Annotated in this window: 15 protein-coding genes and 2 pseudogenes; 7 read left to right on the top strand and 10 right to left on the bottom strand. The window is 47.7% G+C overall.

Features of this window, described 5'->3' with window-relative positions; translation table 11 throughout:
- The first annotated feature begins 24 nt into the window (after window positions 1–24).
- The 4 genes and pseudogenes from H6G45_RS08790 to H6G45_RS08805 form a co-directional block, all read left to right on the top strand.
- Entirely contained in the window at window positions 25–981 is a 957-nt protein-coding gene (locus H6G45_RS08790; RefSeq protein ID WP_190598072.1) for an aldo/keto reductase, read from the top strand.
- A 25-nt stretch (window positions 982–1006) separates the two neighbouring features.
- The gene (locus H6G45_RS08795) at window positions 1007–1333 is read left to right on the top strand and encodes a 2Fe-2S iron-sulfur cluster-binding protein (protein WP_190598073.1); all 327 of its coding nucleotides are present in this window, start codon (window positions 1007–1009) and stop codon (window positions 1331–1333) included.
- 136 nt (window positions 1334–1469) lie between these two features.
- On the top strand, window positions 1470–2372 hold the full coding sequence (locus tag H6G45_RS08800) for a fructose bisphosphate aldolase (RefSeq protein ID WP_190598074.1): 903 nt from the start codon (window positions 1470–1472) through the stop codon (window positions 2370–2372).
- 122 nt (window positions 2373–2494) lie between these two features.
- Window positions 2495–3115, top strand: a pseudogene (locus tag H6G45_RS08805) (IS1 family transposase); the annotation flags it as partial.
- Window positions 3116–3120: 5 nt separating this feature from the next.
- Here H6G45_RS08805 and H6G45_RS19540 read toward each other — a convergent pair.
- The 10 genes and pseudogenes from H6G45_RS19540 to gtrB all read right to left on the bottom strand — a co-directional run.
- A pseudogene (locus tag H6G45_RS19540) lies at window positions 3121–3264 on the bottom strand (IS701 family transposase); the annotation flags it as partial.
- A 191-nt stretch (window positions 3265–3455) separates the two neighbouring features.
- Complete coding sequence (gene corA / locus H6G45_RS08810; RefSeq protein ID WP_190598075.1) at window positions 3456–4619, bottom strand: magnesium/cobalt transporter CorA; 1164 nt, start codon at window positions 4617–4619, stop codon at window positions 3456–3458.
- A 115-nt stretch (window positions 4620–4734) separates the two neighbouring features.
- Window positions 4735–5484 (bottom strand): polyprenyl diphosphate synthase, encoded by a 750-nt coding sequence (gene uppS / locus H6G45_RS08815; RefSeq protein ID WP_190598076.1) that lies wholly within the window; start codon window positions 5482–5484, stop codon window positions 4735–4737.
- Window positions 5481–6392, bottom strand: coding sequence for a diadenylate cyclase CdaA (gene cdaA, locus H6G45_RS08820; protein WP_190598077.1), 912 nt, complete (start codon window positions 6390–6392; stop codon window positions 5481–5483). The genes uppS and cdaA overlap by 4 nt, the downstream gene beginning before the upstream one ends.
- A 42-nt stretch (window positions 6393–6434) precedes the next feature.
- Window positions 6435–7844, bottom strand: a complete 1410-nt coding sequence (gene lysA / locus H6G45_RS08825; protein WP_190598078.1) for a diaminopimelate decarboxylase — start codon at window positions 7842–7844, stop codon at window positions 6435–6437.
- A gap of 168 nt (window positions 7845–8012) precedes the next feature.
- Window positions 8013–9437, bottom strand: coding sequence for a DUF697 domain-containing protein (locus tag H6G45_RS08830; protein WP_190598079.1), 1425 nt, complete (start codon window positions 9435–9437; stop codon window positions 8013–8015).
- Window positions 9434–9703: a type II toxin-antitoxin system RelE/ParE family toxin gene (locus H6G45_RS08835; RefSeq protein ID WP_190598080.1), complete on the bottom strand. Its 270-nt coding sequence runs from the start codon at window positions 9701–9703 to the stop codon at window positions 9434–9436. The genes H6G45_RS08830 and H6G45_RS08835 overlap by 4 nt, the downstream gene beginning before the upstream one ends.
- A gap of 5 nt (window positions 9704–9708) precedes the next feature.
- The gene (locus tag H6G45_RS08840) at window positions 9709–9906 is read right to left on the bottom strand and encodes a hypothetical protein (RefSeq protein ID WP_190598081.1); all 198 of its coding nucleotides are present in this window, start codon (window positions 9904–9906) and stop codon (window positions 9709–9711) included.
- Between the two features lie 96 nt (window positions 9907–10002).
- Window positions 10003–11757, bottom strand: coding sequence for an arginine--tRNA ligase (gene argS / locus H6G45_RS08845; RefSeq protein WP_190598082.1), 1755 nt, complete (start codon window positions 11755–11757; stop codon window positions 10003–10005).
- A gap of 199 nt (window positions 11758–11956) precedes the next feature.
- Window positions 11957–12913, bottom strand: a complete 957-nt coding sequence (gene gtrB, locus H6G45_RS08850) for a glycosyltransferase GtrB (RefSeq protein ID WP_190598083.1) — start codon at window positions 12911–12913, stop codon at window positions 11957–11959.
- 74 nt (window positions 12914–12987) lie between these two features.
- Here gtrB and H6G45_RS08855 point away from each other — a divergent pair, with 74 nt between their 5' ends.
- The 3 genes from H6G45_RS08855 to trpB all read left to right on the top strand — a co-directional run bounded on the left by H6G45_RS08855 (window position 12988) and on the right by trpB (window position 15866).
- A complete protein-coding gene (locus tag H6G45_RS08855; RefSeq protein WP_242018107.1) occupies window positions 12988–13830 on the top strand; it encodes a gamma-glutamyl-gamma-aminobutyrate hydrolase family protein in 843 nt (280 codons plus the stop codon).
- 79 nt (window positions 13831–13909) lie between these two features.
- Window positions 13910–14506 carry an ATP-dependent Clp endopeptidase proteolytic subunit ClpP gene (clpP, locus tag H6G45_RS08860; protein WP_190598084.1) on the top strand — a complete coding sequence of 199 codons (597 nt, stop codon included), beginning with the start codon at window positions 13910–13912 and terminating at the stop codon, window positions 14504–14506.
- Between the two features lie 121 nt (window positions 14507–14627).
- Window positions 14628–15866 carry a tryptophan synthase subunit beta gene (gene trpB / locus H6G45_RS08865; RefSeq protein ID WP_190598085.1) on the top strand — a complete coding sequence of 413 codons (1239 nt, stop codon included), beginning with the start codon at window positions 14628–14630 and terminating at the stop codon, window positions 15864–15866.
- Window positions 15867–15925: the final 59 nt, after the last annotated feature.

Below are 15925 nucleotides of genomic sequence, written 5' to 3' on the forward strand. Positions count from 1 at the left end.
AAATACCTGACTAGGATGAATTCAATGAAATATTTCCATTTGAGCAATGGGGAGCAGATTCCTGCCCTAGGTCTGGGAACGTGGAAGTCGTCCCCCCAAGTGGTAGGCCAAGCCGTTGAGCAAGCTTTGGACTTGGGGTATCGCCACTTTGACTGTGCCGCCATCTATGGCAATGAGGCGGAAATTGGATCCACTTTTGCCAATGCTTTCAAGAAGGGTTTGGTAAAGCGAGAGGATCTCTGGATCACTTCCAAGCTGTGGAGTAATGCCCATCATCCCGACGCGGTTTTACCTGCTCTCCAAAAAACTTTGCAGGATTTGGGCCTAGATTATTTGGATCTGTATCTAATCCATTGGCCGGTGGTCATTCAACCCGGTGTTGGGTTTCCTGAATCCGGTGATCAGTTATTGCCATTTACCCAAGCTTCCCTAGAAGGAACCTGGCAAGCCTTAGAGAAAGCAGTTGATTTAGGACTCTGTCACCATATTGGGGTGTCTAATTTCAGCCTTAAAAAGTTAGAAATGCTCCTGTCCATGGCCCGTATTCGCCCCGCCGTCAATCAGGTGGAACTTCACCCCTATCTCCAGCAATCAGACTTACTGGCGTTTGCTGAATCCCAAAACATTTTACTCACGAGTTATTCTCCCCTGGGCTCTGGCGATCGCCCGGCGGCTTTTCAGAAGGAAGCAGAACCAAAATTACTAGCTGACCCAGTGATTGCTGGGATTGCGACTGAACAAGGATGCAGTGCGGCCCAAGTCCTTTTAGCCTGGGCAATTAAAAGGGGAACTGTAACTATTCCGAAGTCGGTTAATCCTGAACGACTACTACAAAATTTGAAGGCGGCAGATATTACCCTCACTGATGCCCAAATGGCAAAAATTGCGGCACTAGACCGTCATTATCGCTACGTCTCAGGGGAGTTTTGGACAATTCCAGGCAGCCCCTATACCTTAGAAAACCTATGGGATGAAATCTAAACTTTGTTTTGAATTATAGAAAACCATGCCGAGCATTACTGTCCAAGGAAAAATCATTAACTGTCAGAGGGGAGCTAATCTCCGGCAGGTGTTGCTGAGAAACCAGATTCCCGTCCATAACGGCAATGCCAAAATCATAAATTGCCGGGGTTTGGGAACCTGTGGAACTTGTGCAGTGGCGATCAAGGGCGAGGTTTCGACATTGGGTTGGAAGGAACAGACCCGTTTATCCCTGCCTCCCCATGTCCCCGAAACGACTCGGCGGCTGGCCTGTCAGGTCAAAGTCTTGGGCAACCTGACAGTGACTAAATTTGATGGTTTTTGGGGCCACGGCGATCATCTTAATTACTAGGGGATAACTGGCGATCGCCGTCAATATTATTTTTTTGCTATCTCTGATTTTTGCTCGTCCGTATGTTGCTATCTTAATTTTTTTATCATTTCAATTCATTAAAATATTACAGAAACTTACCTCAAAGGAAGGAAGCGTGATGATTCTCGAACTGAACCGGGAACAACTGGAAAAAATGAAATCCCATCCTGGCTTCATTGCCGCCTTAGACCAAAGTGGAGGTAGCACGCCGGGTGCATTGGCCGATTACGGAATCGAACAGGATACCTACTCTGGTGACGACGAGATGTTCGCGCTGGTGCATCAAATGCGGACCCGCATCATGACTAGTCCCGGCTTCAGCGGCGATCGGATTTTGGCGGCGATTCTGTTCGAGGACACCATGGACCGGGAAGTTGAGGGAGAGCCCACTGTCAACTACCTTTGGAAGCAGAAGCAAATCGTACCGATTCTGAAAGTCGACAAGGGACTAGCCGAAGAGAAGGACGGAGTCCAGTTGATGAAGCCCATACCCCAGCTTGACGATCTGCTAATGAAAGCCAAGAAAATAGGCATCTTCGGCACAAAAATGCGGTCGTTTATCAAACAGGCCAATGGGGCCGGTATCGAGGCGATCGTGAACCAGCAATTCGGGCTAGCCCAGCAAATTATTGCCGCCGGACTGGTACCAATCATTGAGCCAGAGGTGGACATTCACTGCCCAGAGAAAGCTATGGCAGAAACACTACTCAAAACTGCCATTCTGAAGCATCTTGAACAATTGTCCAAAGAACAGTGGGTGATGCTCAAACTTACCCTGCCGGAGCAAGACAACCTTTATAGCGATTGCATTGAACATTCCAGTGTTTTGAGAGTGGTTGCTTTGTCTGGTGGCTACTCCCAAATGGAAGCCAATGAACGCCTGGGTAGGAATCACGATGTCATAGCAAGCTTTTCCCGAGCCTTGACTGAAGGGTTGACCGCCCAGCAAACCGATGGCGAGTTCAACACCATGTTGGATGAATCCATTCAAAAGATCTATCAGGCATCACTCACATAATCTGTGGTAGGGAAAAATTTCATACTTTTAAGGGGCGCCCAAATTAAAGCACAGTAAAACTTGCCCCTGCCGTCCTCCCGTCTAACTTTGCCCATTTGCGTTAACTGGTCTGCAAAGTGTTGTATCAACCCACAAATCTCTCCAAGGAACAGGGTAAACCTCTCTGGATGAAACTAGAAGCAGTCCTGCTGTACATGAGTGGTATGTCAATCAATGCTAAGGCAAAACTATTGGGAGTTTCCACTCAGTCAGTGCTCAACTAGGTTAGAGATTTTGGTGAAGCAAACTATGAAAAACCAGCCCCAGACTCAGCCATGGTGGTGGAATTAGATGAACTGTGGCATTTTCTCCAGATGAAAAAACAAGTTATGGATCTGGAAAGCATATGACCGTCTTATTGGGAGACTCATCGACTGGGAACTGGGAAATCTTGATAGTCAAACCCTAGGTCGTTTGCTGGAGAGACTGGCAAAGTGGAAAGTGACGGTGTACTGCACCGATGACTGGAAGCCTTATCAACAACTGCTGGATGAACATCCTGATGCGTTCCATGTGATTAGGAAAAGGGAAATCGTCGGGATTGAGAGAAACAACTCAGATAATCGCCATTGGTTTGCCGCCGGATGAAGGTTGTCTCCAAGTCAGCCGGCATGGTTGATATTACCATGGCAATATTTGCTAAATTCAGGGTCAATGACAGCATAGAATTGTTACGCAACTGGCGGCTTTCATTACTTGCTTGAAACTCTCTTCTTTTTATATCCAGAATTAATCCTAGATGCAAATATTTAAAGTACTCTAAACTTCTCACTTCTAGGAACAAGTCTCTGTAGGCTCAGCAATATTTGTCTATGAATTCTACTGTTTCTCTGGCTTTACGGGGGGCTACCATATGCCACCTCTAGCTTTCAGCTTTTTTTTCTATTCTATCTTCCCTTTTCTGATAGAAGAGCGATAGCTTGACCACAAATTATGAGCGGGTCAGAACATATCATCGAGCCGAGTCACGATCCGTTTAAAGACCTCTTGGCAATACCCTCAAGTTTCCTTCAAACAATCAAAATATGCTTGATAATTACCAAGCTACTTTTCCCCCAAATCATAGGAGGGACTAAGCCAACCCTTGCGCCAGAAGAAATAGAGGGAGCCTCCGGCAATTAAAATCATCACTATCCAGGTAATATAGTAGCCCCACGGACTATTTAATTCTGGCATGTCTTTGAAGTTCATACCGTAAACCCCAGCAATAAAAGTTAGGGGGATGAAAATAGTGGAAATAACAGTCAAAAACTTCATCACCTCGTTCATTTTATTACTCATGGCAGTCATATAAACCTCCATTAAACTCGAAGCTAATTCCCGGTAAGCCTCAATAATATCTAACACTTGAATAATGTGGTCGTAGCAATCTCTAAAATAAATTCTTACGTCTGCTGTTACGATGGAATTGGTGGTGTCCCGGAGCAGCACATTCATCACATGGCGCAGGGGCCAAATTAACCTTCTCAGGGCCAACAATTCCCGACGAATATGGTAAATTTCCTCCATCAATGAACTATTGGGATTACGAATAATGGTATCTTCTAGGGCTTCGATACGTTCCTCATAGTCTTCTAAGAGGGGAAAATATTCATCAATTAACATGTCAATTAACAAATAACAGAGGTAATCCGCCCCCTGTTGGCACACTTTTCCCTGGTTGGTACGAATTCTTTCCCGCAATGGATTAAAACAATCAATAATATGGCCTTCCTGGAAAGTTAACAGGTAACGTTTGCCCAACACAAAACTGACCTGCTCACTCTCAAATCCATCTTCTTCCCGGTTGGGGCGTACCCGATGGGCAATCACCATGACATGGTCGTTATAATCTTCCACCTTGGCCCGTTGGGGCACGTTAACAATATCTTCCAATAGCAGAGGGTGTAACTTAAAAATTTCCCCCACTTCCTTAAGCACCTCTTCACTGCCCAAACCTTCAATGTCCATCCAGGAAACGGTGTTGGTGCCTAGGTAGGGCCTGAGGGCGTTGGGACTAATATCAGATTTGCGGACAGCATGGTTGGGGCTATAGTCCACTAAGACTATGCGAGAAGGGGGCGCATCGGGTTCAATGCTGAGGGTCCCTGGTTCACTGCCCGGTTCATCGTAAAAATAGTCGAAATAGTCTTCCTCTTCCTCTGCTTCTGGGGGGCGGCGCAGTTGGCGCAGGAGAAAATCCTCAATGCCAGTTTGGGTTTGGGGCATGGCAAATGCTCAGGAAAACTAGTTGATTTTATCGCAGGCTGTTTAAAGTTTGTTTAAACTGCGGTTCTTTGACGATGGGGATTTGGGCATAAATTCCGACAATGTCGGGCTGGCCCTAAACTTTACCAAAACGACGTTGCCTTTGTTGATAGTCCCGCAGGGCTAAATGGAACGCTTGGCGGTCAAAGTCGGGCCAGAGAGTGGAGGTGACATAAATTTCCGCGTAGGCCATTTGCCAGAGCAAAAAGTTGCTGATTCTCAATTCTCCACTGGTGCGGATCAAGAGGTCGGGATGGGATAAACCTTCAGTATAGAGATATTTTTCCACCACCCCTTCATCGATGGTTTCTGGGTCTAACTTTCCCCCTTGCACTTCCCTGGCGATCGCCTGGCAGACATGGACAATTTCTTGGCGGCCGCCGTAGTTGGTGGCCACGGTGAAGCGGATTCCCGTATTATTTTTCGTATCTTCCATGGAGCGGGCAATTTCATCCTGGAGGGAACGGGGCAGGGAAGTAAGATTACCCACAAAGCGGATACGGACATTTTCCGCCATCATTTCCTTCAATTCCCGCCGTAGCACCCGCTCAAACAGGGTCATCAAAAATTCCACTTCTTCCAAGGGACGGCCCCAATTTTCGGTGGAAAAAGCATAGGCCGTCAGGGCAGAAATGCCCCAATCGTCGCAACAACGTAACAAATTCTTCAGGGAGTCCACCCCCCGCTGGTGGCCCATAATCCTTGGCATTCCCCTTTGCTTTGCCCAGCGGCCATTCCCATCCATGATGACCGCCACATGTTGGGGTAACCGTTGCTTATCCAAATCCGGCGGTAATGTTTCTAAGATGACAGGTTTAATAGTCATTTTTTGTCGTTTTGGGCAGTTGAGGAAGGCAGCCAAAGCAAACGTCTGAGTATTCCCCAACTTTGGTTACTCAGGCTACGGCTCAGGCGGCTGAGTTGGGGGGTAACGGACTCCCGCTCCGTGGGGGGGGCATATTCAGTTTCGAGCAATTCCTTTAGTTTACTGCTAGTCAGGGGACGGTTGAGATTTCCCCCCTGGGCCAGGGTAATGGAGCCAGTTTCCTCGGAAACGACAATACAAAGACAATTTTCACTTTTTTCGGTGATGCCCATGGCGGCACGGTGCCTGGTGCCCAACTGCCGAGAAGCACTGCGTTCTGAGAGCGGCAAAATCACCCCGGCGGACACTAAACGGGAGCCCCGGATAAAAATGGCTCCATCGTGGAGCAAGGTTTTTGGCTGAAAAATGGTTTGCAACAATTCCTTGGACAATTTACTGTCAATGGCTACCCCCCGATTGAGAAAAATACGGCTGTCTAAAATTCCTTGGGCTTCCATCACCATCAGAGCCCCAATCCGATTTTGGGACAGTTCCTTGACGGCATCGACAATTTCGTCAATGGCATCGGTGCTGGGGGGGCTAGAACTCCGCCGCCGCAATAATTCTAAAAATCTCCCTTGGCCAAGCAGTTCTAAAAATCGCCTCAGTTCTGCCTGGAAGATTACAGCTAGGGCCACCGCTGTGCCCAAGACAAATTTTTCCAGCACAAACTTCAACAATTCCAAATGGAGGCGATCGCTCACCACCTGGGCCACCATCAGCACCAACAGCCCCCTCATAATCCATAGGGTTTGATTTTCACCAAAGACCCGGCTTAGCAGGTAAAACAAACCGATGACTAAGCCAAGATCGAGGGCGCCATGGAGGAGGGGGAGTAGGGAGACAAAATCCGGGGGAAAGCCCGACATGGGTAAGGGGAGATGGTCGTTAGGGTGGGGGTGGGGAGAAATTTAGGAAAGTAGACGGTTGGGTAAACAATCCTGGCGTAATAGGTCGGTGTAGGTTTCCCGTTGCAGAATCAGGTTTGCTTCCCCTTGGCTTACTAGTACAGCGGCTGGGCGACCTAAACGGTTGTAGTTGGAAGCCATGCTGTAGTTATAGGCTCCGGTGGCGGTGACCACTAGAATGTCCCCTGGCTCAGCGGCGGGTAGGGCCACATCCTTAACGAGAATATCGCCGGACTCACAATGTTTCCCGGCCACGGTGACAGTTTCGCTTAGCTCATCGTTCATGCGGTTAGCTAGGGCAACGCGGTACACCGATTGGTAGGTGATGGGGCGGGGATTATCGGACATGCCGCCATCGACGGCAATGTAGGTGCGGATATTGGGCACGACTTTGCGCCCCCCCACCCGATAGGCCGTTACACAGGCAGACCCCACTAGGGAACGTCCCGGCTCAGCAATCAGTTTGGGGTAAGGGACATTATGGTGATCGCAGGCCTTGGCTACGGAGAGGGCCGCCGCTTGGGCCCATTCTTCAATGCTGGGGGGATCGTCACTTTCGGTGTAGCAAATTCCTAGGCCACCGCCGATGTTGAGTTCCTTCAGGGGCAGGCCGTAGGTTAAACCTTTGGCAAACCATTGCACCAGCACTTCCCCTAAGTCTTGGTGGGGTTGGCGCTCAAAAATTTGGGAGCCGATGTGGGCATGGAGTCCGAGGCAATGGAGTGCGGGCTGCTCGGCAATGTAGGTGAAAACCGCTTCGAGCTGGTTGGGATCAAAGCCAAATTTGCTGTCTAGATGTCCAGTTTTAATATATTCATGGGTGTGGCATTCGATGCCGGGGGTGAGGCGCAACATGATTTTTACCGACTCCCCTGAGTTGGCCGCCAATTTGCTCAGGGTTTCTAATTCCAGCCAGTTGTCGACAATGATGGTGCAATTAACAGCGATCGCCTCTTGGAGTTCCTGCACCGATTTGTTATTGCCGTGGAAGTAAATTTTTTCTGCAATCTCAGCTTCGTCCCAGCCCAATTGCTTCAGGGCTGAAACCGTGGTGAATAATTCTCCGCCGGATACCACATCGAACCCCAAACCTTCCTGGGCGGCGATCGCCACTACGGCTAAACAACTCCAAGCTTTGGAAGCGTAGATTACTTGACTGGGGCCAGGATAGTGGGTTTGGAAAGATTGACGATATTGTTGGGCCGCTTGCCGGAGGGTGGTTTCATCCAAAATGTAGAGGGGAGAGCCAAACTGTTCCACCAAAGCCGTGACGGAGCAACCACCAATTTCCAGTTCACCGTTTTTATTGATTACGGCGGTCAGAGGTAAAAGATTTTGGTTGGGGGAGGGAGAGGCCGGGGTTTTTAACAATGTACTTCCGGTGGTCGTACGGGGCATTTCAGTGGAGAGCATAGCAGGGGGAATTTTAATACAGATAAAATTTAATCGAACTGGCGGGACAGCGGAGCTACAACAACCAGGGGCAAAGCAAAACCCTAAAAGTATCAATAACTCTTGTAATATCTCAGTTTATCAACCTTGGGGATGATTGTTTTCCTTCTTTTTCTGCTGCAACTGCGGTCAAGGAGAGGGGGATACAATTCTTTCTGGCGTTAATTTCCCCTGCAGTTCTTGCTTAATGCGGGCCATAACGGAATTTTGATCCAAAGAATTGAGGATGTCTCGCACCACCGTCCGGGGCCCCGTTTCTCCCCAGGCGGCTCCGTTGGCTAGGTAGGTTTTGGTCACTTGACCGATCGCCAAGGTGGACACTCCGGCCACGCTAGCTTGGGTGAGGGCAACGGAAATATAAGGGGCCAGGGCCAATCCCCCCGTTAACGGCACCGTTAGACCCAGTAAGCCTTTGAGGGAACTGAGTCCCAATCCGGCCAAAAATTCGCTGGCCGTGATGCCCCCCATGCTCACCCCAATTTTTTGCAACAGGGCGATCGCCGTCGTTTGGGTCATGGGCAAGCCGTACAGCTTGGAGAGGGAAATAATCAGGGCCACATCCACCACCGCCCCACTGAATAAATCCAGCACAGTCACCGGATTGAGGGCAATGGCCGCCGCCTTAACCATCACTGCTTTTTGGATAATGCTATTGGCTTGGCTATCCCGCAAACGCATTTTTTGTTGCACTAATTTATCATTCAAACTATCAGCACAAAGCAAGGTATTTAAAGCTACTAAAGATTTCCCTTCCCGTTGGAGTAAATCAATGATTTTCAAGCGTAGGTTATCAACCTTTGCTTCCCCCCGATATTGATGACGCTCTAATTTACCTTGGGCATTTTGCCTTAATTCTGTAATCAATGGACTGGCGGAAACTAAGATAATTTCCTCTGGGGACAATAATTCTTTTACTCGTTCATCACGAATTTTTTCGTAAATCAATTGCTGATCTGTCGCCGGATATTGATCAATTTTATTAAATACTAACAACATTGGTTTGCCCACCGCTCGCAGTTGGGATAAGGCTTGGAATTCCACCTGGGACATGTCCCCCGCAATGACAAACAAAATTAAATCCACCTGTTGGGCCACGGCGATCGCCAATTGTTCCCGTTCTTTGCCCTTTACTTCATCAATGCCCGGTGTATCAATTAATTGTAATTGGGCATTGCCCCAACCGGAAATGGTAACGGTGGATAAACCGTTAGCTTGGGTCAGTTGCCAGGGAGCGGACTGGTGGCTCTGGGTAACGCCATGGATTGGTCCTGTGGTGAAAACTTGCTGCCCTAAAAGGGCATTGAGCAGGGAAGATTTGCCCCTTCCCACCAAGCCAAAAGCCGCAATTTGTACTAGTCCCTGGTTGAGGTTTTCTAGCATGGCACAGAGGTGACCAATTTCCCTTTCCAGTCCCTGTTTTTCCCTAGTATCAAGATCAATTTGTTCGACGATCGCCGTCAAGCTAGCCTGGGCTTGTTGATAATTTAAATCTTCTTGAATCGCACTAATAATATCTAAGGTCTGGTCTAAATCAGTCAAAGAATTATTATTCATGGAAAGTAACGATAAAATTCTCGACGATGGATAACTCTTGCCAAAATAACGCTCTCATTCTGAATATAAAAGCCAATTCTATAGTCCCCTAGGCGTATTCGATAAGCATTGTCTTCTCCTTTGAGTTTTTTGACATTAGGAATACTTTGGATTTGTTCAAGTTGGGGGATTTCATCAAAGACTAAGCTCCTAATGAGCTCGTATTGGGGAAAACTTTTTAGTCTTTTTAAATCTTTGATAAAGCTAGGAAAATATTGAACATCCATCGAAATTAGTTCTCTAGTTCTGCTAGAGCTTCAGAATGGCTTAAAGGAGTCTCATCTTTAACTTTATGCATAAAAGCTAACAGTTGATTATCTTCAAAATTTTCAAGCATTTTTTGATAATCATCAAAATCAATCACAACTTTTTGAATGTTTCCTTGGGGATCTTTAATTAGTTCTTGGGCAAAAGGATAATTGATATCCATAACTATTAACTCAAAATAATCAAAGTATTTTTACCTGTGTAATCTATTCTAACAAAAGGATTTTGGTAAATAAATGGGGAAGTTATTTTCCCATATTTACATCCTGTCTAAAACCGGAATACCCAATAAAGACAGACCTAATTTTAAAGTTCTGGCGGTGAGATCACAAAGCAGTAAACGGGAACGACGCTGGGGATCCTTTGCCTTGAGCACCGGACAATTTTCATAAAAACGGTTAAAAACTTTGCTTAATTCATAAAGATAATCGCAAAGACGATTGGGCAATAAACTAGTTTCCACCGTTTCAATGACGTCAGCAAATTGTAAAAGACTTTTAGCCAAAACTAACTCCGTTGGTTCAGTCAAAATAATTTCACCACTGGCCATTTGGGCAAAATCAATGCCCCCTTCCCGACTAATGCTCTGAATACGGGCGTAGGCATAGAGCATATAGGGTGCCGTATTGCCCTGGAGAGCCAACATTTTGTCAAAACTGAAAACGTAATCACTGGTGCGATTTTGACTAAGGTCGGCATATTTCACTGCCCCAATGCCCACCCGTTGGGCCACCTCGGTCTTAAATGCTTCAGTTTCTTGCCGTTCTTCTGCTGTTAAGCGAGTTTCCAAGTCCTGTCTAGCCCGAGCGACTGCTTCCGTTAACAAATCCTTTAGGCGAATGGTGTCCCCTGCCCTGGTTTTCAGCTTTTTGCCGTCTTCCCCCTTAACCAAGCCGAATGGCACATGGACTACTTGACTGGGGTCAGTGAGAATGTCAGCTTTTTGGGCTACCTGAAAAAATTGGGCAAAATGGTTGGCCTGCCCCGCATCGGTGACGTAAATAATTTTCTGCGCCCCATCGGTTGTTAGGCGATAATTCAAAGCGGCTAAATCGGTAGTGGCGTAGTTATAGCCCCCGTCGGATTTTTGCACTATTAATGGCAGGCGATCGCCATCTTTATTGGTGAAACCGTCAAGGAAAACGCATTGGGCACCGTTATCTTCCACCAGTAACTCTTTTTCCTGCAATAGTTCCACTACACCGGGTAGAAAGGGATTGTAAAATGACTCTCCTCGTTCCTCAATGACGATATCTAACCAATCGTAAATCAGTTGAAATTCCCGTCGAGATTGATCACAAAGTAATTGCCATGCTTTGATGCTTTCTGCATCCCCCGCCTGGAGAGAAACTACGGCTTGGCGGGACGTTTCCCGGAATTGTTCATCTTGGTCAAACCTTTGTTTAGCTTGCTTGTAAAAGGTAACTAGATCGCCAATGTCTAACGCGTCGGCAGTTACCAATGCCTCTGGATAAACCTCTTTTAAATAGGTAATTAACATGCCAAATTGGGTGCCCCAATCCCCCACATGGTTGAGGCGCAAAACGTCATAGCCCCGCAATTCCAATACCCGTGCCAAACAATCCCCAATGATGGTAGAGCGGAGGTGACCCACATGCATTTCCTTGGCAATGTTGGGGCTCGAAAAATCCACCACCACCCTTTCTTCAACTTGGATTAGGGGCACGCCCAACTGTTGGTCCTGTTGGAGTTTAATTAATTGTTCTCCCAGATAATCAGGCAATAACTTGAGATTAATAAAACCTGGCCCAGCGATGGTTAATGGTTCACAAATTCTGCTTAAATTAACTTTATCGACAATCTCTATGGCGATCGCCCGGGGTGGTTGACCCAACTGCTTGGCCAGGGGCAGGGCAATGTTGCATTGAAAATCGCCAAATTTAGGATTGGAAGCGGGCACCACCAAGGGAGTGGGCAGGGTAACATCGGGCGGAAACTGACCTCCCAGAGCTTGGGCAAAGTGATCATTGAGTTGGGTCAGAATCGATACCATGGACGATGATGTTAGGGGAAGTGAACGTTAAACAATTAAAAACTAGGCTCTGGGCTGGACAGTAATGCCATGTAACAAGCCCTGATATAACCAGTATATTAGATTAATTACCCCAAGGGAATTTGTAGAATAAAATTAGTCGATCACCAATGTTAGTCCCAGGGCAATCAATGGGCGTGAAAAACTTCTATCTTCCAGCTTAATTAAGTCTTTCCAATTGCAGATATTCTAACCCCCAAAGATCACTAACTAAATACAAGGGTCGAGCTTTAACCTCTTCATAAACTCGCCCCAAATATTCACCAATTACTCCCAGGCTAATTAGTTGCACTCCCCCAAGGAATAAAATTGCCACCATCAAAGAAGCATAACCCGGTACGTCGGTGCCAACAATTAAGGTTTTTAAAATCAAAAAACTGGCATAGGCTAAGGAAAGCAGGGAGATAATTAAACCCAGATAGGTCCAAATTTTCAGGGGAAGCAAGCTAAAGGAAAAAATACCGTCCAGGGCAAAATTCCAGAGTTTCCAGTAATTCCATTTAGTTTGGCCTTGGAAACGGGGCTCCCGGTCAAATAAGACGAAAGTTTGGCGATAGCCCACCCAAGCAAATAAACCTTTCATAAACCGAGTTCTTTCTGGTAGTTGCTTAATGGCATTGACTACCCTGCGGTCCATTAAACGAAAATCGCCGGTGTTGGGGGGGATTTTAATTTCCGTCATGCGGCCAATCACTTTGTAAAACATTTTGGCAGTGAATTGTTTTACCCAGGTTTCCCCTTGGCGTGAACGGCGAGTAGCATAGACGATATCATAACCTTCGCGCCATTTATTAACTAATTCATGGATTAATTCTGGCGGGTCCTGGAGGTCGGCATCAATGGGAATAACCGCCTTCCCCTGGGCGTAATCAATACCAGCAGAAAGGGCAATTTCTTTGCCAAAGTTACGGGACAGATTAACAATTTTGATTTGGGGATTAGTTTGGTGGCAATTAATTAATTGGCTCAGGGTTTTATCCTTACTACCGTCGTTAACGCAAATAATTTCGTAGGTAATTTTGAGGGGAGTCAGCACTTCTAACAAACGGGCAAATAAATGCTCGAGGTTATCTTCCTCGTTGTACATTGGAATCACAATGGACAGTTCAATGGTCATAGATATAAGTTATTTCCTGTCGATTTATCAGCGCGTTAATGTCGTTGTCCAATGGGGTGATCTGGTTAAAATCAATGCAGTTGGTTGATTGCGGCTACTGTTACCATACCGATCGCCAGTTAGTTATCAATAATTTCGTTCCTTGGCACCGGCTCGAGCAATTCCGTAATATTTCCAGGATATTTTCAGAAAATTACCATATGCAAGCTCACTTTTTCCAGCACGTTCCCTTTGAAAACCTTGGTGCCATTGAGCCTTGGCTGAAAACTAAAGGCTACAGCATCAGCCAGACTTGTTTATTCGAGCAGTCTACCTCCCCTGGTTTTCCCCCCTTAGCGACCATAGACCTGTTGATTGTTCTAGGGGGTCCCATGAGCGTCAACGACGAAGCGGAATATCCTTGGTTGATAGAGGAGAAGGCATTCATCTGTAAGGCGATCGCCGCTGGTAAACCGATCTTAGGTATTTGTCTGGGAGCCCAACTCATAGCCAATGCTTTGGGAGCCAAAGTTTATCCCAACGCAGTCAAAGAAATTGGCTGGTTTCCCATCATGGGGCAACAGAGTGAGCCACAGTTAGATTTATTCCAGTTTCCCCCCAGTATTGAAGTTTTCCATTGGCACGGCGAAACCTTTGATTTACCCCCAGGGGCCGAGTTGATTGCCTCCAGTGCAGCTTGTCAGCATCAAGCTTTCCAAATTGGGCGATCGGCGATCGGTCTGCAATGCCATCTGGAAACTACCCCCACAGCAGCTCAGGCACTGGTGGATAATTGTGCCGATGAATTGATCCCCGGCCCCTTTGTGCAGGATGCCGCCACCATTTTGATGGCTGACCAGACGAGATTTGCCCCCATGGGCGCAGTCCTAGTCCAATTGTTGGAATATCTACACCATCAAGTTGTTAGCCAAGCCTAATCCCCTGGTCCCCAACCCCTAGGCGCGGAGAATATGGCACAATCTAGGAAGAATACTACGGTAACAACACCATCTCTCCATGATTCCAACCGTCATTGAAACGTCTGGGCGTGGCGATCGCGCCTTTGATATTTATTCCCGCCTACTCCGGGAGCGGATTGTCTTCCTGGGGCAAGAAGTCCGGGACGAGAATGCCAATCTAGTTGTTGCCCAACTGCTATTTTTAGAAGCGGAAGATCCGGAAAAAGACATTTATCTCTACATCAACTCCCCTGGGGGATCGGTGTCGGCGGGGCTAGGAATTTTCGACACCATGAACCAAATCCGTCCCGATGTCTGCACCATCTGCATCGGCTTAGCGGCCAGCATGGGGGCTTTTCTCCTTAGTGCCGGAGCCAAAGGTAAGCGCATGAGTCTGCCCAACTCCCGCATTATGATTCACCAACCCCTAGGGGGAGCCCAGGGGCAAGCCACGGATATTGAAATTCAAGCCAAGGAAATTCTTTATCTCAAAGCACTACTCAACCAACATTTGGCCAACCACACCGGCAAGTCCCTGGAGGAAATCACCTCTGATACGGAACGGGATTTCTTTATGTCCGCTGAGGAATCCAAGGAATACGGCCTGATTGACCAAGTGATTAACCGTCGTCCTTCCGCCAGTGACCCTCTTTAATTGGTTGTAGGGGTTCAACCCCCATTGCTCGCTAGAAGGTTACCAGGCCATTGGCTGAGAATATTAATGCAATGGCCTAACCAATCCCCCCCATTTTCCCCATTCCCTTTCCTGACTGTCCGTGAACATCACTTCCCCCCTTTCTCCCCCCCGCCACCAATACCCCGATGCCTTGGGGCGTTTTGGTAACTACGGTGGTAAATACGTGCCCGAAACCCTCATGCCTGCTCTGACAGAGTTGGAGGAAGCCTACTATCGTTATCGGGCGGAGAGTTCCTTCCAGGAAGAATTGACAGGGTTACTGAAGGACTATGTGGGCCGTTCTTCCCCTCTGTATTTTGCGGAACGGTTAAGTGCCCATTATGCCCGTCCCGACGGTACCCATCCCTTGATATACCTCAAGCGGGAAGATTTGAACCACACGGGGGCCCACAAAATCAATAATGCCCTTGGCCAAGTTCTGTTGGCTAAACGCATGGGTAAAAAACGGATCATTGCCGAAACCGGCGCTGGTCAGCATGGGGTGGCCACGGCTACGGTGTGTGCTCGCTTTGGCTTGGAATGCATCATCTACATGGGGGTGCAGGATATGGAGCGGCAAAAATTAAATGTTTTTCGGATGAATTTGCTGGGGGCCAGGGTGCAACCAGTGACGGCGGGCACAGGTACCCTCAAAGATGCTACTTCCGAAGCCATCCGAGATTGGGTCACCAATGTGGAAACCACCCACTACATCCTCGGTTCCGTAGCGGGCCCCCATCCGTACCCCATGATGGTGCGGGATTTTCATCGGGTCATTGGCCAGGAAACCCGGCAACAATCCTTAGAAAAATGGGGGGGCTTACCGGACGTGCTGTTGGCCTGTGTGGGGGGAGGTTCCAATGCCATGGGGCTGTTCTATGACTTCATCGATGATCCGGAAGTGAGAATGATCGGCATTGAAGCGGCGGGGGAAAGCATTGTCTCTGGTAAACACGCGGCCACTTTAACCATGGGTAAACCGGGGGTATTACACGGGGCCATGAGTTATTTGTTGCAGGATACGGAAGGTCAGGTTACCGAAGCCCATTCCATCAGTGCGGGACTGGATTACCCCGGTGTAGGCCCTGAGCATAGTTACCTCAAAGATGCCGGGCGGGCTGAGTATTACAGCGTCACTGACCAAGAGGCGATCGCCGCTTTGCAGAGGTTATCGGAGTTGGAAGGCATTATTCCAGCCCTGGAAACGGCCCATGCTTTTGCTTATTTAGAAACCCTCTGTCCCCAACTGAAAAATGGCGAACGGATTGTGATCAATTGCTCCGGTCGAGGGGATAAGGACGTGCAGACGGTGGCTAAATACCTGCAGATGGAAATTTAACTGGCCAAATGTTCCTTAAAAGTTGGTTTGAGGCTAGATTAACTTTCCTAGGAGAGAAG

It is taken from the genome of Synechocystis sp. FACHB-383 (assembly GCF_014698605.1).
Taxonomy (GTDB): domain Bacteria; phylum Cyanobacteriota; class Cyanobacteriia; order Cyanobacteriales; family Microcystaceae; genus Synechocystis; species Synechocystis salina.

Excerpts from the sequence above, each read along its gene's own strand:
- H6G45_RS08790 (WP_190598072.1), top strand. The coding sequence starts at position 25 with ATGAAATATTTCCATTTGAGCAATGGGGAGCAGATTCCTGCCCTAGGT.
- H6G45_RS08795 (WP_190598073.1), top strand. The coding sequence starts at position 1,007 with ATGCCGAGCATTACTGTCCAAGGAAAAATCATTAACTGTCAGAGGGGA.
- corA (WP_190598075.1), bottom strand. The coding sequence starts at position 4,619 with ATGCCCCAAACCCAAACTGGCATTGAGGATTTTCTCCTGCGCCAACTG.
- uppS (WP_190598076.1), bottom strand. The coding sequence starts at position 5,484 with ATGACTATTAAACCTGTCATCTTAGAAACATTACCGCCGGATTTGGAT.
- cdaA (WP_190598077.1), bottom strand. The coding sequence starts at position 6,392 with ATGTCGGGCTTTCCCCCGGATTTTGTCTCCCTACTCCCCCTCCTCCAT.
- lysA (WP_190598078.1), bottom strand. The coding sequence starts at position 7,844 with ATGCTCTCCACTGAAATGCCCCGTACGACCACCGGAAGTACATTGTTA.
- H6G45_RS08830 (WP_190598079.1), bottom strand. The coding sequence starts at position 9,437 with ATGAATAATAATTCTTTGACTGATTTAGACCAGACCTTAGATATTATT.
- H6G45_RS08835 (WP_190598080.1), bottom strand. The coding sequence starts at position 9,703 with ATGGATGTTCAATATTTTCCTAGCTTTATCAAAGATTTAAAAAGACTA.
- H6G45_RS08840 (WP_190598081.1), bottom strand. The coding sequence starts at position 9,906 with ATGGATATCAATTATCCTTTTGCCCAAGAACTAATTAAAGATCCCCAA.
- argS (WP_190598082.1), bottom strand. The coding sequence starts at position 11,757 with ATGGTATCGATTCTGACCCAACTCAATGATCACTTTGCCCAAGCTCTG.
- gtrB (WP_190598083.1), bottom strand. The coding sequence starts at position 12,913 with ATGACCATTGAACTGTCCATTGTGATTCCAATGTACAACGAGGAAGAT.
- H6G45_RS08855 (WP_242018107.1), top strand. The coding sequence starts at position 12,988 with ATGCAGTTGGTTGATTGCGGCTACTGTTACCATACCGATCGCCAGTTA.
- clpP (WP_190598084.1), top strand. The coding sequence starts at position 13,910 with ATGATTCCAACCGTCATTGAAACGTCTGGGCGTGGCGATCGCGCCTTT.